A 21,942-nucleotide genomic window follows, 5' to 3' on the forward strand; every position below is an offset into this window, starting at 1 on the left:
TTATTGGCTGTGCTATGAAAGTCCACAGGACGTTAGGCAACGGTTTTCAGCAAGTAATCTACCAAAGGTGTCTGGCAATCGAACTTCAGGCTGCAGGTATTACTTACGAGCGGGAGAAAGAGCAAGCTATATTCTATAATGGTAATTGAAGTAGGGAGTCGTCGGGCAGATTTTATAGTTGACAACAGTGTTGTAATCGAGTTGAAGGCATTAATAGACCTGGAAGATGTTCATTTAGCCCAAGCCAAAAACTACGTTGTCGCCTACAATCTTCCACTTGGATTGCTTATTAATTTTGGCGCAACAAGCCTACAATACAAAAAGGTCTTCACTACTAATTTTAAAATTAATAACAGCTAGTATTTTAACCAGGATTAGATTACACATCATCATATTTGTAAATCAATCCTGTCAATCCTTAAATCCTGTAAATCCTGATTCAGACAATATTCTAAACCCTCTAACCTAAACCCATGAAAAATCTCTTCCGCCTCGCTTTCTTTCTTTTGTTTATAGGCGTGTTCAGTGCCTGCAATTCCGGCACCTCAACTTCTGATCAGCAGATCGAGGAGATCGAGACTGCTACGGAGGTGACAACCGTATACCTTGTGCGCCATGCCGAAAAGGATACTACCGATGCCTCGAATGAAGATCCGGAGTTGACAGAGGCAGGCCATGCACGGGCGGAGGCCTTGCGGGCTTTGCTGGAGGGTCATAAGGTGGATGCTTTGTATGCGACGAAGTATATGCGCACCGGACAGACGCTTTACCCGCTGGCCAAGGAGCGCAACTTGGAGGTGGTGCAGTACGAAGGGCATGATTTTGAAGGGCTGAAAGCGCGTATCCTGCAGGAGCACCGCGGGCAGACGGTTGTGGTGGCCGGGCACTCCAATACCCTGCTGCCGATCATCGAAGCGTTTGGTGCGACAAAGCCTTTCGAAGAGATTGCAGACAGCCAATACCGCTATCTGTTTAAACTGACTGTTCGTCCGGACAGTACGGCTAGCGTGGAGGTGACAGAATTTGGTGCTTAAGCAAGTACCCTGGTCTTGCAGATGCGGTCGTGGAACAGGCGGGAATGGGAGGAAACTCTTGTTCCTGTCAAGGCCTGCATGAGCAACACAAAAATGCTGATTGGCTTGAAAATGTAGCGGAAGCTGGCACATCGGAACGAGATGCGTTCACCGGCATGACCCACGACGCGAAGCCCCAGCAAATGTTTGCCCATAGAACCCTGCCAGGTTGCACTTTCGGTGCCGGCAAAGTAGAGCCAGCCCATCAGCAAATGCAGCAGGCGCTCTGACTTAAAGATAAAAGCCTCTTCGTTGCTGCTGATAGTAAAGTACTCGATCAGTCCGATAACGGAAAGCAAGAAAAGTGCGTCCAGACAAAAAGCAAGCACCCTTGCGCCCAACTGGGCCTCGAGTAGATGCGGTTTCGCTTTCTGATAAGACAATTGCATACGTAATTAAGGAGTAATAGCACCTTAACATAAGATGCTATTACTCTATACTACATACCTGCAAGTGGGTTGCAGTATTTTATTAAAAATTGTAATTTTTAAAATATAGAGGTCTGTGTAGCAGTCCGGAGTGCCCCTTCATGGCGCAAGAGCCACTCTTTCCGCCATAGACCACCTGCATAACCTGTCAAACTTCCATCGCTGCCGATCACCCGGTGGCAGGGCACCACAATGCAGATCGGATTCCGGCCATTGGCAGCCCCTACAGCCCTGATGGCCTTCTCTCCCGAAACAACTTTTGATACGGCCAGGTAGCTGGTGGTTTTGCCATGCGGTATACCCTGCAGCTCCTGCCATACCTGCTTTTGGAAAGTCGTACCTGCTGGCGCCAACGTCAGGTTAAACTCCTGTCGCTTTCCCGCAAAGTATTCCTGTAGTTGCTGCACGCAAGCATTGAGACAAGCGGGCAGTTCATCTGTCTGGTCATCTGGTGTTACTTCGTCATCACAGAACCTGACTTCCGTTATACCCAGGTCTGTACCGCTGATCCGGAGTTGCCCCAGGGGAGATGGCATATAAGTAGTGTAGGTTCGGTTTTCCATAGTATGCGCCTGGTTATACCTCAAATATAGAAATTCAAACTCACGTTCGCCATCAAACTTTTGAGAGTGTACTGGCAAACGCAGGTGTCAGGTATAGGGCAGGTCTACTTGCTGGCTACTGCCGTGGGTGGGGTATAGCGCTCTACCCTGTTGGCATTCGCCTCTACCGACATCAGGTATTTGTAGATCGCTTTCAGGTCGGCTTCTTCCATGCCCGCATACATGGCCCAAGGCATAATGGTGTTGAAATCATCGGGACCCAGCTTTTTGGCAGTTGCCTCAGGTGTTCCGTAGCTTTTAAAGCGCTGCACAAAGGTTTCTTCCGTCCAGTTGCCTATACCTGTTTGCCTGTCAGGTGTGATGTTGGCGGAACGCAACACGGCGCCATTCGGAAACTTAAACTCGAACCCACCGGCCAGGTATTTCCCTTCAATAGGTGCCCCTTTCTCCTGTGGCGTATGGCATTCAGCGCAAGCCGCTATCGTGAGCAGGTACTTGCCGCGGACCAGTTCATCCTCCAGTGTGCGTTCATCAGTAGGAGTAGGTTTCCCTGACGGGATGGTGCGGAGGATCAGACTCATGGGGAAATCCGGTTTGGGGGCCGGCACCTGGTGCTTGATCGGATCAAGTGAACGAATGTAGGAGACAATGGCGTAAGCATCATTGGTCGTCATGTTGGCATACGACTTATAAGGCATTACAGGGAAAAGCGGATCGCCGTTGCGGCTAACTCCCGTTGTGAAAGCGCGGTATACCTCTCCATCGGTCCAGTTGCCTATACCTGTTTCGGGGTCAGAGGTGATGTTGCGGGCATAAAAAACGCCAGGGAAGCCCATAGAGTGGTCAAACACATCGCCCCCTTTGCCCTCTGTGCCAGGTATAACCGGACCTGCAAAGCGGGAAAAGTCGCGGGTAGAATGGCAGTCAATGCAAACCGCCACATGGTTGGCCAGGTAAGCGCCCCGTTCAAGTAACTCCGGCGTTTTCTTAATGGTGATGGAAGGAGCCGCATCCACCTTCGGGAAGGTATAGCGCAGGTATAAAACTCCAGCCGCTGCAATAACCACCAGCGCCACAAGCAGCATACCGATGATTCTAAATGCTTTTTTCATAACAGTGAGAGGAATAAGGTAAGAGATCGGGTTTGGGTTAACTGTAAAGTGTAATATTTAAAATAAATATCTTTATAGTCAAGTGCATTTTTACCTTGGGTTGTATATTTTAGTGCAGCGCTAATTTGGAGGTGTGAAAGCAGTATATAATCAAGTATAAGCATGAACTATGTTGTTGTATTAAATGTATGTACATATATTTGCGAAATGGAGAGTTTTTATGATCAGCTATTGTCAGAATTATTCTCTTCAAGCTGGTTTTATGAATGAAACTTTTTCTTTCATGTAGCGCGGTTTGTAAGGGCAGGTCACGGACCAATGCCTTCAACTTAAGCAATGATTAAATCAAGCTGTCATCTCGACAGAATGGAGAGATCTGGATTCTTTCAGGGTTTTCACACTGTTTCAGATTTCTCCCAAAGGTCGAAATGACAAAAAAAACCTTAAGTTGACCCCATCTATCCTACAAGTTTCTATTTCACTCAAACTTGCGGCATGGGGAGATCTGTAGGACAGGTCGCGACCTGTCCGAATTGTGCACGATAATCTTGTAAAACCAGATTCAGATAATTTTCAGTAGGAAAAGGTTAATGCCTCACAACAATTAAAACAGCATAACATGAATATAGAAGAAGAAATTAAGCAGGCGGTTTTCAGGAGTCCGCACCAGAAAGCGTACATTAACCTGGTCTACACGGCGGGATGGGTTGAGCAGCAGCAGAGTATGCAGTTCAAACCTTTTGGGGTGAGTCTACCGCAGTACAATGTTTTGCGTATCTTGCGCGGACAATACCCGAAACCTGCTACCGTTAGTATGCTGATTGAGCGCATGCTTGACAAGACTTCAAACGCCTCCCGGATCGTGGATAAACTGGTGGCCAAGGAACTGGTCACCCGTCAGCAGTGCCCGAATGATCGCCGCACCGTTGATGTGCTGATAACCGACAAGGGCCTTAATCTGCTCAAGCAGATGGACGAACTGGAAGGAGGGAAGGGGACAGGTATAACGAATTTGTCGGACGAAGAGGCCTTGCAGCTAAGCAAACTGTTGGATAAAGTGAGGGAGAAGAATTAAACCATTTGACAATTTAACCATCCAAACATTCAACAATTTATAAATCACATGAAAAAAACCGCTATTCTGGCATCACTTGCCGCCGTGCTGATGCTATCTGCCTTTACAGGCACCTCTCGCACTGATCTGAATGCAACTGAAGTGGCCGCTCCTGCCAAAGCCCGTACGTTTGCTGTGGAGACTGCTGCCAGCGAAGTAAACTGGAACGCCAAAAAAGTGACCGGTGAGCACTACGGCAAAATCTCTATGAAAAGCGGCCAGCTGCAGGTAGACAAAAACCGCGTGACAGGTGGCACCTTCGAGTTTGATATGAGCTCCATTACAGTAGAAGACATCAAAGATGCCGGCATGAATGGCAAACTGGTAGGTCACCTGAAGTCGGATGACTTTTTTGGCGTAGAAAAGCACCCAAGCGCTTCCTTCGTGATCACAGAAGCTACTCCGATTGCGAAAGCCGCAGCCGGAAAACCGAACTACAACGTAAAAGGCAACCTGACCATCAAAGGCATCACCAACCCGGTGAGCTTCCCGGCTACCATCGCCGTGAAAGACGGTGTGGCCACAGCCAAAGCCGATGTGACTGTAGACCGCACCAAATACGACATCCGCTACCGCTCCAGCAACTTCTTCGAGAACCTGGGCGACAAAGCGATCTACGATGAGTTTACAGTGAGCTTTAACGTAAAGGCGAAGCAAACGAATAGCTAAGGTATAGCTAAAGTAACCCTATGCAAGCCCTCCCCTGAAAACAGGGGAGGGCTTTTTGTTTCAAGCAGGTGGGGGATCCTATTTGTCATCTCGACGAAAGGAGAGATCTGAATCATTTCAAAGCCTGTTCAATGTTTCAGATTTCTCAATAGCATTCGAAATGACAAAAAAACTTTCTGCCGGTGTAGAGATTCTGACAATTCACCTATGCACGATTCGGACAAGTCGCGACCTGTCCTTGCAAAAACCTTTTAACAATTCAGCCATCAGCAATTTAACCATCAACAATCCAACAATTCAAAAAATCCTGAACTATGTTTGTACAATAAATGTATATACATTAGATTTGCAAACAAAATCAGAAAACTATAATTATCTAAATTAGAATTACATGAAAAAGACAGCAATTCTTGCATCTATGGCTGCAGCGTTTTTATTTACTGCCTGCACCGACAGCAATACTGCAACTGAAAACACAACTGCCGTAACAACTGAAGCCACTGTTGCAACAGAAGGTGAGGCTTATGCCGTAGATCCGGCTGCCAGCGAACTGACCTGGAACGGTAAAAAAGTGGGTGGTGAGCACTCTGGTAACATCAGCCTGCAAGGCGGCGAGTTGGTAGTAGCTGACGGCCAGCTAGTAGGTGGTGAGTTTACCATCGACATGGCCTCTATCACCAACACCGACTTAACAGATGCCAAGTACAATGCTGACTTAGTAGGTCACCTGAAGTCTGACGATTTCTTTGGCGTAGAGCAGCACCCAACGGCTAACTTCAAGATCAACAGCATCAGCCCGATAGCCGACGCTGCTGCCGGTCAGCCGAACTATAACGTAGAAGGCGACCTGACGATCAAAGGCAAAACAAACCCGGTGAGCTTCCCGGCTACGATCAACGTTGAGAACGGCACAGCCACTGCGAAAGCCGATGTGATCGTTGACCGCGCCAAGTATGATGTACGCTACGGTTCTAAGAGCTTCTTCGATGACCTGGGCGACAAGGTAATCGACGACAACTTCACCGTGAGCCTAGATATTACTGCAAAGAAGTAATTTATATTACCTTCCCCGAGTAGGTAAACCCCTCCCAAGCCCTCCCCTGAATACAGGCGGAGGGCTTTTTCTGTCTGAATCTAATTATAGTTGGTCCTCAACCCCAAGAATTTTCAGGATCGTTGTATATGCCGGTTCCAACCACCCCTTACCCCTCCTTGTCTAAGGCGGGGAATTTTTCTTACGACTTCAACTTTCAATACTTTTCGCTAAAGTATTTTGAAGTAATGACTATGAAACAATTAGTAAGCTAAAGTAAAAACAGATTCCCCGCCTTAAACAAGGAGGGGCTAGGGGTGGTTGGATAAATTGGGTGACAATTTCGTAACTTGCTCTGGTTAAACGAACCTACTACATCATGTTTCAAAAAGCTCTCTATACCTTATTTTTTATATTGCTAATCAATATCACCTCCTGCCAAACAGAAAAACAGCCGGATGCACAGCAGATCGTGGACCAGGCGATTGAGGTGCATGGCGGAGAACACTTTCTGAAGAGTGCGATCAGCTTTGAGTTCCGGGATAGGCAGTACCGCGCTTTGCGCAATGGCGGCGTCTTTGTGTATAGCCGTACCTTTACAGACTCTACCGGGCATGAAGTGCGGGATGTGTGGCGAAACAGTGGTTTTACCCGCACCATCAACGGCGTTGAGGTAGAGCTGCCTGAAGAAAAACAGAAAGCCTATACTGCTTCTGTCAACTCAGTGATATACTTTGCGCTCCTGCCTTACGCGCTCAACGACGATGCCGTGCGAAAAGAGTACCTTGGGGGGGCTACGATCAAAGGCGAGCCTTACAGCAAAGTTAGGATTACGTTTGCGCAAGAAGGCGGTGGCGAAGGTTATCAGGATGTTTACGTCTATTGGTTCCACCAGCAGCGCCACACCATGGATTACCTGGCCTACTCTTTCCAGGAAAATGACGGCGGTACCCGTTTCCGCGAAGCCATTAACCCCCGCACCGTCGGTGGTATTCTGTTCCAGGATTATAACAACTATACCTTAAAAGACGAGACTATTCCCCTGGAAGCCTATGACCAGGCCTTCGAAGCTGGTAAGATGGAGAAGGTGTCGGAAGTTGTGTTGGAAGATTTTGAAGTGAAAGAGTTAGAAGGCCTGTAGGGACAGGTCGCGACCTGTCCGAATCGTGCACGAGTACATACCTGCTATATATAGTGCGTCATCCCCCTACCCCCTTCAAAGGGGGACACTCAATATGTGTGAATCATTATTGAAGTACGCACTGAGGAAAGTCACCCTTTGAAGGGGGCAGGGGTGGGTTAGTCGTACACCAACAGCAATTAAACCATCAACAACACCTTCCAAGCCTCTAGCACCTGGTGGTCATCTAGCAGCTTCTTACCCAAATTCTCCAATTCCTCCCGCAACTGCGTCTGGTCTTCTCTATACTTATTTAAGGTATAAGCTACAACCGGATCAGTTTTAAAGGTTTCTACTTCCTCAGCAGTAGGTATAACCTCTGTATTCCCCAGCCGCGCCAGGTGATTGCCGGTTAGGATGCTGCTGTTGCGGATGTGCTCCGGCAACTGGTCTACGCCAACGCCTTTGTTGCGCACCGGCTTGGGCAACTCGAAAATGCAATCTCCATTGGCTCTGAGGTAGTAATCACCACCCATACGCGCGACAGCATCGAGTTTGTAAGGATCTATCTTGCCTTCCTCGTTAAGGATATTTTCATTCACATGAATCAGCAGCACCTCGCAGATCACCAGGTTACCGGCGCCGCCTTCTGGCCCCAGACTGATTATATCATTTACACGACACTCCATGGCCACAGGGGCTCCCTTCACCCGCGGGGCTCGTACCATCACTGAAGGCTCTGGCGTCAGGCCCGATTTGATAAATTCATTAATACCCTTGTCGTACTCCGTGCTGGCCAGCGACATCTGCTCTACTATGTCGTAGTTGCTAATGTTGATCACCACCTCACGGGTCATTTCTACATTCTCCAGGGTATGCTTTCCAGTATTGTCACGCACCCGGCGGGCAGGGGAGAAGACCACGATGGGTGGTTTGGCGCTGAAAACATTAAAGAAACTGAAAGGGCTCAGGTTCACATTCCCCTCCTCATCCACCGTACTGGCAAAGGCGATCGGCCGCGGCGCAATAGCCCCTAACAATAAAGCATGCACTTCTGCCGTTTTGGTTTCTTTCGGGTTGATGGTTTTCATGGTAATCTCTTGTGTTGTTTCGAAGTATGGCAAGTTAAGAAAAAACGAGCGGGCTAGTAGCAAGAGCGCTAACTTCTCAATAAAACTGTCCCCTTGAGGGGACCCCAAGGGTGTAGAGCCAGTTACCCCTATTGACCCTTGGTCGTAAGTCTCGAACTCTCGTTCTAGCTTGTCCTCAAAGGGATATTTTTGTATAAAACCTAAAGGCTCTGGATTGGAGTAGACATAATTAACCACACATAAAAAATGTTTTCAAAAACATTTTACGTAATTTTGCTTTCTAGCGACAATGTGTTTGCATCACTGAGACTTAGTTGTGCCCTTTAGCTTGTTGCATGAGCAAATGCTATTTACCCTATATGAAAATTAAACTAGTACTCTTCCTGAGTCTACTCTTCTTCGCCTCCTGCAGTTCACTGCGTACCCGTAACATCGTCTATTTTAGCGATCTGGAACAAAAGCCCATTCTTACAGAATCAGTAGAAATAAAGCGTCTGACCATCAAGCCCGGCGACTTATTAGGTATTGAAGTGCTTACTCCTAATGTGGAAACGAACATGCTGTTTAATAGAGGCATTATTATGGAGGAAGGTGCCAGTGGTGGTGGACAGATGATCCGGCAACTGGGTAACCAGACCGAAGGGTATTTAGTAGATAGGCGCGGTACCATTGATTTCCCTGTATTGGGTACGATGCCTGTCAATGGGATGACGACGGAACAACTTCGGGACTCCATCCTGTTACGGGTAAAAGAATATGTGCAGGACCCAATCGTTAAAGTAAGACTGCAAAATTTCAGGTTTACCATGATGGGCGAGACTGGACCAAGAGTAGTAGATGTACCCGCAGATAACGAGGATGTGAACCTGCTCGAAGGTCTTGCGATGGCAGGTGGTATTTCAATTTACGGCAAGATGGAAAACGTGCTAGTGATCAGAGAGCAAAATGGAGAGCGTACCATGGCTCGGTTAAACCTCAATAGCAAGGAAACACTTAATTCGCCTTACTTTTATTTGCAGCAGAATGACATTGTGTATGTAGAGCCAGATAAGGCCAAGGTGACAGGTACCAGCTTTATCCGCCGTAACTGGGGTTTTGCAGCAGGACTAGTGTCCTCTGCTTTTGTGCTATACCAATTATTTAAATAGTATAACGCTTCCTATTTTATAAAATGTCCGAATTCGATTTTCAGGAAGACAGCAGTGAGCCTTTAGATATAAAAGGCTTGGTCATGAAATACCTGCGGTACTGGTACCTTTTTGTGATCGGAGTGGCCCTTGCCCTTGCTACCGCTCATTTGTATTTACGGTATTCAACACCGGTTTATAGTGTTAAAGCGACAATCCTAATAAAGGACGAAAGCGGTGCCGACCTTGCGAGCAGTGCTATGTTCGCTGATATGGCGCTAATGAAGTCGAATAAGACTTTTTCTAATGAGGTTTTGGTGATTAAATCCAAAGGCCTCATGGAACGTGTGCTTTCTGAGTTGGGTTTAGAGGTTTCCTACTTTGGCGAAGGACGTATCAAGTCACCTGAACTGTACGGCGGAAGAAGTCCTATTGAAGTAGTGATCGCTGATCTAGACTCTGCAGGTTTTGGCCGTAGCTTTGTAATAGAGGTAGAAGACAATAATACCTTTAGCATTTTTGAAGGGGAGGATAAGGTTTCTACACATAAATTTGGTGAGCAGATCAAGAAAAAGTACGGAGCTTTTACAGTAGTAGCAGACTCCGAAGTCACGAGCGATAAAGGCCGAAGGGTGTTAGTTCGTTTCAATGATTTACGCAAACTAGCTGCTAAGTATAGCAGTCAACTTGGTGTCAAAAATGTAAATGAATATGCAACAGTGATGGAACTTAGTCTGACGGACCCAGTACCAGCCAAGGGCAAAGATATTCTTAATAAGTTAATCGAAGTATACAACAGGGAGTCGGTTTACGAAAAAAATCAAGCTGTTACAAAGACGATTGAGTTTATAGACGATCGCCTAGTATACCTTACGCAGGAATTGTCAGATGTTGAGAAAGAAGTTGTCCAATATCTGCAGGAAAATAAAATGATTGATGTGGCTGCTAGCGGAGGTGTTTACTCTAGTACTGCCCATGAGTATAATCAGCAAGTCACTCAAAATGAAATCAGATTGGATATTCTTGGTTCTATCGAAGATTATCTGAAAAAAGATGAAAATCGGTTTGAATTAGTTCCTACCAGCCTTGATATAGCAGACCCTACCCTTAACGGCCTTATTGCAAACTTTAACGAGTTGCAAAACCAACGCCAACGTTTGTTGCGAAACAATACCGAAACTAACCCATTAGTACGAAATGTTGACGAGCAATTAGAAACTTTGCGATTTAACATTCTGGAGAACCTGCAAAATATCAAAAATGGATTATTGATCGTTCGACGTAATTTGCAAGCAAGTGCCCAACAGTTTGAGTCACAAGTCCGTAAAGTACCTTCTATGCAGCGTGATTTGCAGGTAATCGGTCGGCAGCAGGGGATAAAAGAAGGCTTGTATCTTTACCTCTTGCAGAAACGTGAAGAAGCAGCTCTCTCCCAGGCTATCACCCCCTCTAACTCCCGCGTAATTGATTCTGCCACGGCTGAAGGAAGCCCAGTTGAACCATTGGCTACTAATATTTACTTAATGGCACTTTTAGCAGGCTTGGCTATTCCATTTGCAGGCATCTTCCTACGCGATATGCTCAATGATACCGTGCAGGAACTGCGAGATGTGGAGAAAGCAACAACCACCCCAATATTAGGTGAAATTGGACATAACGGCTCTGGGAAAATGCTGGTTATCTCTGAGCAAAGCCGTAGTTCCAGTGCTGAACTTTTCAGACTATTACGCGCTAATCTACAGTTCGCTGCCGGAGGCAAAGAGAATAAAGTTATTCTGATTACTTCCAGTATGAGCGGGGAGGGCAAAACCTTTTTCAGCCTTAACTTAGCGGCCAGTTTGGTCATGACAGGTAAAAAGGTCGTAGTACTCGGATTCGACCTCCGCAAGCCAAAATTGACCCAGGGTGTTAACCTGCCAAATAATATTGGTATCACGAACTATCTGATATCTGATACGGTGCTGATCGAAAGTCTAATCCAGTTTGTGCCTGAAATGCCAGAACTAGCTATTATTGGTTCAGGTCCAATTCCTCCGAATCCAGCCGAGTTGATGTTGCTACCAAAGATTGGGACGCTGTTGGATGAATTAAAAGCAAACTTCGATTTTATCATCCTTGACTCTTCTCCAGTCGGACAGGTAGCTGATACTTTGGCATTAGCACCTTACATCGATTCCAGCTTATATATTGTGCGCTATAATTACACGCATAAAAAGCAACTGCAAATAATAGACGATCTATACAAGTCTCGTAAACTCAAGCACCCAATGATCGTGCTAAATGATGCAAAGAAGGGCAATAGCTATGGTTACTCTTATGGCTACGGTTACGGCTATGGCAACTATTATGAGGAGGACTCGAAAGGGCTGGGGAGTAGGATTAGGAATTTAGTGAAGTAACCTCCCCAACCTCTTTCTAAGAAATGAGGGGTAAATGACGATTACTTAATCTAACACTTCAAGGATGGGAGGATCTCGTGCAAAGCAGACCCCCTTTGAAGTGGACAGGGGAGGACAAGCATTCCCCAACTCAGAATAGAAAATAAAACAACAATAACACAAGACAATGCCGACAACAGATACTACAGGTGTAGAGAATGCAATGATCGCCGTCATAGGCCTGGGTTATGTGGGCCTGCCGCTGGCAGTTGAGTTCGCAAAGAAGTACGCCACTGTAGGATTTGACATAAACGAGACCCGCGTGCGGGAGCTCAACGAGGGGCGCGACCGCACTCTAGAGGTGGAGGCCGAAAACCTTAATGCCGTACTTGTTAGCAACCCGCTGGATAAAGGGCTCTACTGCTCTCACAGCCTAGCGAATATCGAGGACTGCAACTACTATATCGTGACCGTGCCCACGCCAGTGGACAAAAACAACAGACCGGACCTGACCCCGCTCTACAAGGCCAGTGAGACGGTGGGCAAGGTGCTCAAAAAGGGCGACATTGTCATCTACGAGTCCACTGTGTACCCAGGCGTGACCGAGGAGGAGTGCGCGCCGGTGCTCGAGCGCGTGTCTGGGCTGAGGTTTAACCAGGACTTCTTCGCCGGATACTCACCCGAGCGCATCAACCCGGGCGACAAGGAGCATACGGTGGCCAAAATCCTGAAAGTCACCTCCGGCTCCACCCCCGTGGCGGCCGAGAAGGTGGACGCGCTCTACAGGGCCGTGATCACGGCCGGCACCCACAAGGCGACCTCGATTAAGGTGGCCGAGGCGGCCAAGGTGATCGAGAATACCCAGCGCGACATCAACATCGCCTTCGTCAACGAACTGGCCAAGATATTCAGCCGCCTGGGCATCGACACGGACGAGGTGCTGGAGGTGGCGGGCACCAAGTGGAACTTCCTCAAGTTCAAGCCAGGGCTGGTGGGCGGCCACTGCATCGGCGTGGACCCCTACTATCTGGCCCAGAAGGCGCAGGAGGCCGGTTACCACCCGGAGATCATCCTGGCCGGTCGCCGTCTGAACGACGGTATGGGCGAGTACGTGGCCCACGAGGTGATCAAGCTCATGGTCAAGAAGGATATCCCGGTGAAGGGCGCAAACATCCTGGTGCTGGGCATCACCTTCAAGGAGAACTGCCCGGACGTGCGCAACTCCAAGGTGGTCGACATCCTGCGCACGCTTAAGGACTACGACACCAACATTACCATCTATGACCCCTGGGCTGAGCCAGCCGAGGTGAAGCACGAGTACGGCTGGGACTCAGTAAAGGAGCTCAACGGCACCACCGGCTGTGACGCCATCATCTTGGCCGTGTCGCACGACGAGTTCAGGACCCTTGTCCTCAGTAAGCTCTGCAAAGAGAGGGCCGTGATCTACGACGTGAAGGGCGTGCTGCCGAAAGAGCTCTCCGATGCCAGACTATAGGAAAGGTGCGAAAATCCCCCTCTTTGGATAAGGAGGGGTTAGGGGTGGTGGAATCACTCTTAAACTTACTCAACATTTGAAAATGTACGACACCCAATACCACACACAAGACCTCAGCCAGAGAACCTTCCTCGTTACAGGTGGGGCGGGCTTAATCGGCTCCAACTTAGTCGAGTACCTGCTCAAGTACGGCGCAGGCAAGGTGCGCGTGTTGGACAATTTCTCAACCGGCTCCCTCGCCAACATCGGGGAGTTCAAGTCCAATCCAAGTTTCGAGCTGATGGAGGGGGACATCCGCGATCTGGAGACCTGCTGCGGGGCATTGGAGGGAGTGGATTATGTATCGCATCAGGCTACGCTAGGCTCTGTTCCTCGTTCCATTAACGACCCGATCACAAGCAATGAGGTCAACGTCAGCGGCTTTCTTAACATGCTCGTGGCTGCAAGAGATGCAGGCGTCAAGCGCATGGTGTACGCTGCCAGTTCCAGCACCTACGGTGACCACCCGGTCCTGCCGAAAATAGAGGATCAGATCGACAATCCGCTGTCCCCTTATGCAGTAACGAAATATGTGAACGAGCTGTATGCGAGTGTCTTTTCCAAGACCTACGACTTCCATACTATTGGACTGCGCTACTTCAACGTCTTCGGGCCAAAGCAGAACCCGAAGGGGCCCTATGCGGCGGTAATACCACTTTTTATAGAAGCTGCACTTGATAACAAAGCACCTTATACCAACGGGGATGGGGAGACGAGCCGTGACTTCACCTTTGTGGAGAACGCCGTGCAGGCCAACGTCAAAGCCCTGCTGGCTGAAGCAATAGATGAGCATAAGGTGGTCAACATAGCGTATGGCGAGCGCACCACGGTGAATCAATTGTGGAATAGAATCACGGAGATCACCGGGATTAAGGTGGCTCCGGAGTACATGGAAGAACGGAATGGGGAAGTTCGCCATAGCTTAGCTGATATCAGCAAAGCGAGTGAAATTATCGGGTATGCGTCTGATTTTTCGGTGCTGGAAGGGTTAGGAATAGCTTATAATTGGTATCTAAGAGAGCTTCCAAGATTAAAGGCTTAACTGAGAATTAATCATATTAGATTCAAAAGATGAAGATTTTAGTTACAGGAAGTGCTGGCTTTATAGGATTTCATTTAGTTAACAGACTGCTAGAGAGTGGCGATGAAGTAGTTGGATATGATAATATAAATGACTATTACGAAGTCCGTCTCAAATATGGAAGGTTAGAGGAAGCGGGTATCCTGAAGGATAAAATTGAAAAGGGAAAACTAGTACAGAGTAATAAGTTTGCTAGTTATAGATTCGTCAAAGAGGATTTAACGAGCAAAAAGTTTTTACTTAAATTATTTAAAACTGAAAAATTTGATGCAGTCGTGCATCTAGCTGCTCAAGCAGGTGTTAGATACTCCTTAGAAAAACCTGATGAATATATCTCATCAAATGTTCAGGGCTTTCTAAATATTTTAGAATCATGCAGGTATTACCCCGTTAAACACCTAGTTTACGCTTCGTCGAGTTCCGTATATGGAACTAATACTAAGGTCCCTTTCTCAACTGATGATAAGATTGATCATCCAATATCGTTATATGCAGCCTCAAAGAAATCGAATGAACTGATGGCGCATACCTATAGTCATTTGTTCAGTATCCCTACTACTGGAATCAGGTTTTTTACTGTTTATGGGCCATGGGGTAGGCCTGATATGGCTCTCTTTTTATTTACTAGAAAAATATTGGAGGGTAAGCCTATTCAAGTATTTAATAACGGCGAGATGCAGCGCGATTTCACTTATATAGACGACATTGTTGAGGGGGTTGTACGAGTTATTAATAAACCTGCAGTGGCTACAGGTAGGCCAAAAAATAACGATGAGAATGGACTTCAAGCACAAGCTCCATATAAGATCTACAATATAGGAAATTCATCTCCTGTACTGTTGACAGACTTTATTGATGCACTAGAGGATGCAATCGGAAAAGAGGCTCAGAAGCAGTACCTCCCACTACAACCTGGAGATGTTTTAACAACTTGGGCTGACGTAGACGATTTGATTAGAGACATTAATTATCAGCCAAAGACAGAGTTAAGAACAGGGATTGATGAATTTGTAAGATGGTATAAAGCATTTTATGCCACTAATTAAGATAATAAGACTTTAATTATACGTAATGGCTGAGTTAAAGAATAAAAAAGTATTAGTAACAGGAGCAGATGGATTTATTGGAAGCCATCTGGTAGAGCGTTTACTAGAAGAAGGCTGCCAAGTAAGAGCCTTTACTTATTATAATTCCTTTAATAGCTGGGGATGGTTGGATAATTTTCCGAAAGATAAGCTCTCACAAATAGATATTTTCTCGGGAGATGTAAGAGATCCTAATGGTGTGCGTACTGCTATGAAGGACATAGACGTAGTGTTCCATCTAGCAGCTTTGATAGCTATTCCTTTTAGCTACCACTCACCTGATAGTTACATAGATACCAATGTAAAAGGTACGCTGAATATTGTGCAGGCTGCCAAAGATCTGGGTGTAGAGAGAGTTCTAGTAACTTCTACTTCAGAGGTATATGGTACTGCCCAGTATATCCCAATCGATGAAAATCATCCAAAACAACCCCAGTCGCCCTATTCAGCGTCTAAAATAGGTGCTGACTGTATTGCAGACTCCTTTTATAGAAGCTTTAACTTGCCACTCACGATAGTACGCCCCTTCAATACTTATGGGCCACGCCAATCAGCCAGAGCTGTTATACCTACTATTATTACACAGTTGCTGCAGGGTAGGACAGAGATCAAATTAGGGGACCTTACACCTACACGCGATTTGCTTTTTGTGAAAGACACAGCCAATGGTTTTGTTGAAATCGCAAAATCTGATAGCCTGATAGGAGAAGACTGTAATATCGCAACTGAGTCTGAAATAACAGTTGGAGATCTTGCCCAAAGTCTTGTCAATCAAATAAACCCTGAAGCCAGAATTATTCAAGATAATGTCCGCTTAAGGCCTGAGAAAAGCGAGGTATTCCGTTTGTATGGTGCCAATGGGAAAATTAAGAGTCATACAAATTGGGAGATGCAGTATAGCTTGGAAGAGGGTCTAGCCGAAACAATTGAGTGGTTCAGAAACAAGGAGAACCTTCGCCAATACAAAGCTGACATTTATAATATCTAACCTGTTACTTCAGGTAATCAAACTTAAGAACTTTCTTTATGGGGCAATCTTCTAAGTATGGCCACATCATACAGTATATAAAATCTCAATTTCCTAACCAAGACTTCATACCCCTACATGAGCCAAGGTTCATGGGAAATGAGAAGAAGTATGTAGCGGATGCCATTGACTCAACTTTTGTTTCTTCTGTTGGCGCTTATGTGAATCGCTTTGAAGAAATGATGCAGGAGATCACAGGGGCAAAATATGCTATTGCCACAGTAAATGGGACTGCTGCCTTGCATATGGCACTTATAGTAGCGGGCGTAAAGCAAGGAGAAGAGGTGCTATCTCAGGACTTGACTTTTATTGCTACTGCCAACGCCATCAGCTATATAGGAGCTATACCTGTGTTTCTGGATATAGATAGGAAGACACTGGGTTTATCAGCTGAGAGATTGGAATTTTTTTTACAGCAACATGGTAAACAAGTAGATGGAGTAACCATTAACAGCAAGACAGGAAACCGGATTGCTGCTTGTGTGCCCATGCACACTTTTGGATTCCCATGTGAGATAGAGCGAATAGCAGAGATTTGTAATGAGTGGAATATTCCTCTAGTTGAGGATGCTGCAGAGTCTTTAGGCAGCTATTATAAAGGCAAACATACAGGCAACTTCGGCTTGTTGGGTACTTTCAGTTTCAATGGGAACAAGACAGTGACGTGTGGTGGGGGGGGAGCAATTGTAACCAACGATATATGTATTGCTAAACTTGCCAAGCACTTGACCACCCAAGCAAAAATGCCACATGCTTGGGAGTTTAATCACGATTATATAGGTTATAATTATCGCATGCCAAATCTAAATGCAGCATTAGCTTGCGCTCAATTGGAGCAATTGGCGGCTTTTATAGAAAATAAACGGGAGTTAGCTGAAAATTATAAAAATTTCTTTGAGAAGGTAGAAGGAATAGAATTTGTAACAGAAGAATTAGACGCGAAAGCCAACTATTGGTTGAATGCAATTCTACTGAAAGACAGAGAAGCACGTGATTCATTTTTGACGGAAGTGAACAGTAATGGAGTGATGTCCCGACCAGTATGGACTCTGATGCATAAGTTACCAATGTTCCAGAACAGCCTCCATGATGATTTAACTGTAAGTAAGTGTATTGAGGGAAGGTTAGTTAATATTCCGAGTAGCGTGAGAATTTAACATGGAGTCAGTTGCTTTATTTGGATATTCAGGTCATACCTTCGTTGTAGCTGATGCCATCAACCAAATTGGATATAAATTGATTGGTTATTATGACAAAAATGAAAGTAAGACTAATCCATATAACTTAAAATACCTTGGCGATGTAAATAATGAAGTTGCATTATCTATAATAAGCGAAAGCGGTGCAAGCTTCTCTGTCAGTATAGGTGATAATTCTATCCGAAGAATAGTAATTCAACATCTTAATAAAAAAGGATTTGTAATCGCTTTAATTGTGCATCCTGCAAGTACGGTATCAAAATTGGCAACTAATGGCATTGGAAGTTTTGTTGCCGCTGTTGCAGTAGTAAATCCTTTAGCTAAAATAGGTTTGGGAGCTATAATCAATACGAGTGCAGTTGTTGAGCATGAATGCATAATAGGAATAACACACACATTGCTCCGGGGCTGTTCTTGCTGGTAATGTAAGTGTTGGTGAAGGGAGCTTTATTGGAGCAAATTCTGTAGCAAAGCAGAGTATAAGAATTGGTAAGAATGTTCAGTTAGGAACTGGTACAGTTATTATCAATAATGTGCCTGATAACAAAATAGTAGTTGGTAATCCTGGGAGGTTCCTATATTAGAAAAATGGATAGAGTTGCAGTTGTAGCAGTTATTTTTCCTGGCAATTTGCCCTTCTTCGGTAGCTTTTTAGCTTCAGTAGAAATGCAAACAACTGCTGATTTTGATTTAATAATCATAAATGATGGTGCTGGAGATTTAACAGGTGTAATAGGTAACAAAAGCTACTTAATAAAAGATGTAATCATTTTAAAAGGATTTCCATTTGAAATAAGAGTTAAAGCCATTAAAGAACTTACCAATAGAGGGTATGAGAAGCTAATTTTTTCTGATACTGACGATACCCTTAGCTCTAATAGAGTTAAGGTAGTTGTAGAAGCATTAAATCACTACTCAATAGTATGTAATGACTTAGACATTCTTAACGAGGAGGGAACAGTTGTCGAAAAAAATTACTGGTCAAGGAGGCTGGGTGAAAATTTTATCATTGAGCCAGCCTTTTTAGTAGATAAAAACATAATCGGGTTTGGAAACTGTGGCATAAGATTAGATATTGAGCTTCCCTCTTTCAGAGCATATCCGAATATAATGGCGCCTGATTGGATTTTCTTTTCTCAGTTAGTACGTAACGAAAAGAAGGCTTTGTTTACTGCGCAAGGTACTGTAGGTTATCGACAGCATAGTAATAATACTATAGGATTAAAAAAAGTTACGCAGGCAAGAATACTAAAAACGATAAATTGCAAAATAGAATTTTATTCTGAGCTTGTTAAAATGGGTTATAGTTTCGAGCAGGAGTTACAAAGGCATTTACACATGAAAGAAGCTGCCTTAAATAATGATTCATGGGTAGAATCATCATTAAATAAAATTAGAAAGGAAAACTTAAATCTATTTTGGTGGGAAGAAACAAATACTTTGATATGAAAAGCATTAAAATAAACGGAAAAGAAATCTATAATTTCTGCGAACCATACGTAATTGCTGAAATTGGAGCCAATCACAATGGTGATATAGAACTAGCTAAATTTATGATCGATGCAGCGATCAATTGTGGTGCAGATGCTGTTAAATTTCAGTCATGGACCCCTACATCTCTTGTATCGAAGGAGGAATACGATAGGAACCAAAAGTATAATGATTCTGCAAAGAAGCATTTTGGGTCTCTTAAAGAAATGATTGAGAAGTATTACCTTACAAGGGAACAGCATTTCGAATTGAACCAATACTGTGCTGATAAAGGTGTAGACTTTTGCTCTACTCCCTTTTCTAAAGAAGAAACTGATCTGCTTGAAGAATTAGATGTTCCATTCTATAAGATAGCTTCTATGGACATAAATAATCTTCAACTGTTGTCTTATGTGGCCCAGAAGAATAAGCCAGTTGTTGTTTCTACAGGGATGGCCACACTTGCCGAGATAGAGAACGCGCTCAACACACTTTATAAAAATGGGTGTAATGATGTATCCTTACTACACTGTATTTCAATTTATCCGCCACTTTACGAGGACATACACCTAAACAACATCACTATGATGCAAAAGACATTTGGTGTTCCGGTTGGATTCTCAGATCACACTATTGGGTATTCTATCCCGCTAGCAAGTGTGGCACTAGGTGCATGTATAATTGAGAAACATTTTACAACTGATAAAGATCTTCCTGGTTGGGATCATGAAATTTCAGCTGATCCTGCTGAAATGACTATAATTTGCTATGAATCGAAGAACATAGCTAAATCTTTAGGTTCATACACAAGAGTAGTATCCAAGGCTGAGCAAGAGAAAAAACTTAAATTCAGAAGAAGTATTGTTACCCTAAAAGAGCTCAAAGCAGGGCATATTCTTACAATGGATGACCTTACTAGTAAAAGGCCTGGAACAGGTATATCCCCCGACTTAATGGACCAATTGGTTGGGAGAACATTGAAGAAGGATGTAGCAGAAGATTCGCTGCTGACTTGGGACAATATTATTTAACATAAGCTGATGGTAAAAGTAGTCGCCTGCATCATAGCAAGAACAGTTTCAACAAGGTTACCCTTAAAGGTATTAAGAGATGTTGGTAATGGCATGTCAATCCTTGACTTTTTGATCAATAGGCTGAAATCAGTAAAAGAAATTGATGAAATCTTTATTTGCACTTCTACAGAGCCAGTTGATGACATCCTTGAGGATGTAGCGTCAAGAAATAGCATAAATATCTATAGAGGATCAGCTGATCAAGTGATAGAGAGAATGCTTAAAGTAGGAGCTATAACAAATGCAGATTATCTAATCAGGATTACCGGGGACAATCCTTTCACTTCGATTGAACATATTTCTACTCAAGTAGAAATGATAGAAAAGGAGGAGTTAGATTATGTGAGGCTTGTTAATGTACCTGTAGGTGCAACAACAGAGGTGATAAAATATCAAGCACTCCTAAGGTGTAATGAAATGATGGATCCAGATGTAAGTGAATATATGATGCTTTATTTATTTGAGCCACATAATTTCAAGTGCGGAGTTATCATTCCTTACGTAGCAGACTATTCCCACTATAGTGTAACAGTTGATACACAACAGGACTTTGTGCGAACTCGGAGAGTGGTAGAGGTTCTAAAGGAAAAGGCTCCAGAAGAAATTATGTTGGAAGACATTCTTGCTCTATACACAAACGCTGAAATTTCAATTCCTTTTGCTGAAATAAAAGCGGTAGACGAGGTAAAGCTGCCTTATAATAAAAAAGTGAGCTATACTGAATTCAAAAAAGATATGGATAGACGTATATCTCAGTCAGTTCAACTTTAACCATTTTCCTTATGAGTTATTTATATGTAGAGACTGCATTTCATCATGAAGGCGATATAGACTATTTGAAAGAATTAGTGATAGCTGGAAAAGAAGCAGGTGCCGATGGAATAAAGTTTCAAGTTCTAACTAATATTGATGACTTTCTTAGTACAAAACATTCCGCCTATAACTCGCTTAAAGATTACTGTTTTAGCTTAAGCCATTGGAGAGAGGTCTTTACACTAGCTACGCAGAATGGCCTTGACATCATATTGATGCCCCTGAATGAGGAGGCCTTGGCTCTGATAGAGGAGTTCCCAGTGAAATATATTGATATTCACTCAGTTTCATTTAGTGATGATATTTTATTGGAAGCAATAAAAGAAACAGGAACTCCAATAATATTAGGAGTAGGAGGCAGAAGCATAGATGAAATAATAGAAAAATCTCTTTTTTTTGGAGAGCAGCTAAAAATTTTGATGGTGGGATTTCAGTCTTTTCCAAGTAGGCTCGAAGACATAAAATTAGGTAAAATTACTAAGCTTAAAGAGCTGTTTCCTTCCCTTGAAATAGGATACGCTGATCATTCGGCTTTTGATGATCCATTTGCAATATCGAGTAATGAATATGCCAGGTTGCTAGGTGCCACTATCTTTGAAAAACATATAGCTATAGAAGAGGGAGTTGAACGTGTTGACTTTCAGTCTGCTGTATCTGTTGAGAAAATTAAGGAAATCGTAAGATGTCTGAAGTATATCAATCAAAATATACTTGTAGACACCTCCACATCTTTTACTTTCACACAATCTGAATTAAGCTACAGAAACAGACAAAAACAAATAGTAGCAAAAGAGGAGGTAAAAGTTGGAACCCTTCTTACGGAGGAAATGCTGACCACTAAAATGATAGACAAGCAGTTAGGGTTCACAAATATATATGAAGTAGTAGGTAAAACTGCAGTTGTTAATATTGATAAGGATGACATCATCAGCAAAAATTCTTTAAAGTAAAT

At 44.3% G+C, this 21,942-nt stretch carries 23 protein-coding genes and 1 pseudogene; 20 read left to right on the plus strand and 4 right to left on the minus strand.

Annotated features, from left to right (window positions below):
* Nucleotides 1–14 precede the first annotated feature (14 nt).
* From IEV97_RS20175 to IEV97_RS15740, 3 genes are all read left to right on the plus strand, one after another.
* Entirely contained in the window at nucleotides 15–149 is a 135-nt protein-coding gene (locus IEV97_RS20175; protein WP_308419861.1) for a GxxExxY protein, read from the plus strand.
* On the plus strand, nucleotides 139–360 hold the full coding sequence (locus IEV97_RS20180) for a GxxExxY protein (RefSeq protein ID WP_308419856.1): 222 nt from the start codon (nucleotides 139–141) through the stop codon (nucleotides 358–360). The genes IEV97_RS20175 and IEV97_RS20180 overlap by 11 nt, the downstream gene beginning before the upstream one ends.
* Nucleotides 361–473: 113 nt before the next feature.
* Entirely contained in the window at nucleotides 474–1,034 is a 561-nt protein-coding gene (locus tag IEV97_RS15740) for a SixA phosphatase family protein (RefSeq protein WP_188502454.1), read from the plus strand.
* Here IEV97_RS15740 and IEV97_RS15745 read toward each other — a convergent pair.
* From IEV97_RS15745 to IEV97_RS15755, 3 genes are all read right to left on the minus strand, one after another.
* On the minus strand, nucleotides 1,031–1,462 hold the full coding sequence (locus IEV97_RS15745) for an RDD family protein (RefSeq protein ID WP_188502455.1): 432 nt from the start codon (nucleotides 1,460–1,462) through the stop codon (nucleotides 1,031–1,033). The two genes, IEV97_RS15740 and IEV97_RS15745, sit on opposite strands and share 4 nt — an antisense overlap.
* A gap of 98 nt (nucleotides 1,463–1,560) precedes the next feature.
* The gene (locus IEV97_RS15750; RefSeq protein ID WP_188502456.1) at nucleotides 1,561–2,064 is read right to left on the minus strand and encodes a methylated-DNA--[protein]-cysteine S-methyltransferase; all 504 of its coding nucleotides are present in this window, start codon (nucleotides 2,062–2,064) and stop codon (nucleotides 1,561–1,563) included.
* Nucleotides 2,065–2,168: 104 nt separating this feature from the next.
* Entirely contained in the window at nucleotides 2,169–3,176 is a 1,008-nt protein-coding gene (locus IEV97_RS15755; RefSeq protein WP_188502457.1) for a c-type cytochrome, read from the minus strand.
* Nucleotides 3,177–3,795: 619 nt separating this feature from the next.
* On the opposite strand from IEV97_RS15755, the gene IEV97_RS15760 reads away from it, so the two are divergent.
* The 4 genes from IEV97_RS15760 to IEV97_RS15775 all read left to right on the plus strand — a co-directional run bounded on the left by IEV97_RS15760 (nucleotide 3,796) and on the right by IEV97_RS15775 (nucleotide 7,133).
* Nucleotides 3,796–4,251, plus strand: coding sequence for a MarR family winged helix-turn-helix transcriptional regulator (locus IEV97_RS15760; protein ID WP_188502458.1), 456 nt, complete (start codon nucleotides 3,796–3,798; stop codon nucleotides 4,249–4,251).
* Nucleotides 4,252–4,299: 48 nt separating this feature from the next.
* Nucleotides 4,300–4,959 (plus strand): YceI family protein, encoded by a 660-nt coding sequence (locus IEV97_RS15765; protein ID WP_188502459.1) that lies wholly within the window; start codon nucleotides 4,300–4,302, stop codon nucleotides 4,957–4,959.
* 391 nt (nucleotides 4,960–5,350) lie between these two features.
* Complete coding sequence (locus IEV97_RS15770) at nucleotides 5,351–6,013, plus strand: YceI family protein (RefSeq protein ID WP_188502460.1); 663 nt, start codon at nucleotides 5,351–5,353, stop codon at nucleotides 6,011–6,013.
* A 358-nt stretch (nucleotides 6,014–6,371) separates the two neighbouring features.
* Nucleotides 6,372–7,133, plus strand: coding sequence for a DUF6503 family protein (locus IEV97_RS15775; protein ID WP_188502461.1), 762 nt, complete (start codon nucleotides 6,372–6,374; stop codon nucleotides 7,131–7,133).
* 179 nt (nucleotides 7,134–7,312) lie between these two features.
* On the opposite strand, the gene IEV97_RS15780 is transcribed toward IEV97_RS15775, so the two are convergent.
* A complete protein-coding gene (locus IEV97_RS15780; protein WP_188502462.1) occupies nucleotides 7,313–8,203 on the minus strand; it encodes a flavin reductase family protein in 891 nt (296 codons plus the stop codon).
* A 359-nt stretch (nucleotides 8,204–8,562) separates the two neighbouring features.
* Between IEV97_RS15780 and IEV97_RS15785 the strand changes: the two genes are divergently transcribed.
* The 13 genes and pseudogenes from IEV97_RS15785 to IEV97_RS15845 all read left to right on the plus strand — a co-directional run bounded on the left by IEV97_RS15785 (nucleotide 8,563) and on the right by IEV97_RS15845 (nucleotide 21,940).
* The gene (locus IEV97_RS15785; protein ID WP_188502463.1) at nucleotides 8,563–9,351 is read left to right on the plus strand and encodes a polysaccharide biosynthesis/export family protein; all 789 of its coding nucleotides are present in this window, start codon (nucleotides 8,563–8,565) and stop codon (nucleotides 9,349–9,351) included.
* Between the two features lie 23 nt (nucleotides 9,352–9,374).
* Complete coding sequence (locus tag IEV97_RS15790; RefSeq protein WP_188502464.1) at nucleotides 9,375–11,729, plus strand: GumC family protein; 2,355 nt, start codon at nucleotides 9,375–9,377, stop codon at nucleotides 11,727–11,729.
* Nucleotides 11,730–11,895: 166 nt separating this feature from the next.
* Entirely contained in the window at nucleotides 11,896–13,203 is a 1,308-nt protein-coding gene (locus IEV97_RS15795; protein ID WP_188502465.1) for a nucleotide sugar dehydrogenase, read from the plus strand.
* Nucleotides 13,204–13,285: 82 nt separating this feature from the next.
* Nucleotides 13,286–14,284 (plus strand): SDR family oxidoreductase, encoded by a 999-nt coding sequence (locus IEV97_RS15800; protein ID WP_188502466.1) that lies wholly within the window; start codon nucleotides 13,286–13,288, stop codon nucleotides 14,282–14,284.
* 29 nt (nucleotides 14,285–14,313) lie between these two features.
* Entirely contained in the window at nucleotides 14,314–15,369 is a 1,056-nt protein-coding gene (locus tag IEV97_RS15805) for an NAD-dependent epimerase (protein WP_308419857.1), read from the plus strand.
* 25 nt (nucleotides 15,370–15,394) lie between these two features.
* Nucleotides 15,395–16,396, plus strand: coding sequence for an NAD-dependent 4,6-dehydratase LegB (locus IEV97_RS15810; RefSeq protein WP_188502467.1), 1,002 nt, complete (start codon nucleotides 15,395–15,397; stop codon nucleotides 16,394–16,396).
* Between the two features lie 38 nt (nucleotides 16,397–16,434).
* Nucleotides 16,435–17,592 (plus strand): LegC family aminotransferase, encoded by a 1,158-nt coding sequence (locus IEV97_RS15815; RefSeq protein ID WP_188502468.1) that lies wholly within the window; start codon nucleotides 16,435–16,437, stop codon nucleotides 17,590–17,592.
* A gap of 1 nt (nucleotide 17,593) precedes the next feature.
* A complete protein-coding gene (locus IEV97_RS15820; RefSeq protein ID WP_188502469.1) occupies nucleotides 17,594–18,058 on the plus strand; it encodes a PglD-related sugar-binding protein in 465 nt (154 codons plus the stop codon).
* Nucleotides 18,059–18,071: 13 nt separating this feature from the next.
* Nucleotides 18,072–18,218 (plus strand): annotated as a pseudogene (locus IEV97_RS20245) (acetyltransferase); the annotation flags it as partial.
* Between the two features lie 4 nt (nucleotides 18,219–18,222).
* A complete protein-coding gene (locus IEV97_RS15830) occupies nucleotides 18,223–19,083 on the plus strand; it encodes a glycosyltransferase family protein (RefSeq protein ID WP_188502470.1) in 861 nt (286 codons plus the stop codon).
* Complete coding sequence (locus IEV97_RS15835; protein ID WP_188502471.1) at nucleotides 19,080–20,135, plus strand: N-acetylneuraminate synthase family protein; 1,056 nt, start codon at nucleotides 19,080–19,082, stop codon at nucleotides 20,133–20,135. The genes IEV97_RS15830 and IEV97_RS15835 overlap by 4 nt, the downstream gene beginning before the upstream one ends.
* A gap of 9 nt (nucleotides 20,136–20,144) precedes the next feature.
* Nucleotides 20,145–20,948 carry a cytidylyltransferase domain-containing protein gene (locus IEV97_RS15840; protein WP_188502472.1) on the plus strand — a complete coding sequence of 268 codons (804 nt, stop codon included), beginning with the start codon at nucleotides 20,145–20,147 and terminating at the stop codon, nucleotides 20,946–20,948.
* Nucleotides 20,949–20,959: 11 nt separating this feature from the next.
* Complete coding sequence (locus tag IEV97_RS15845; RefSeq protein ID WP_188502473.1) at nucleotides 20,960–21,940, plus strand: N-acetylneuraminate synthase family protein; 981 nt, start codon at nucleotides 20,960–20,962, stop codon at nucleotides 21,938–21,940.
* Nucleotides 21,941–21,942: the final 2 nt, after the last annotated feature.

The sequence above is a fragment of the Pontibacter amylolyticus genome (genome assembly GCF_014638845.1).
Lineage (GTDB): Bacteria > Bacteroidota > Bacteroidia > Cytophagales > Hymenobacteraceae > Pontibacter > Pontibacter amylolyticus.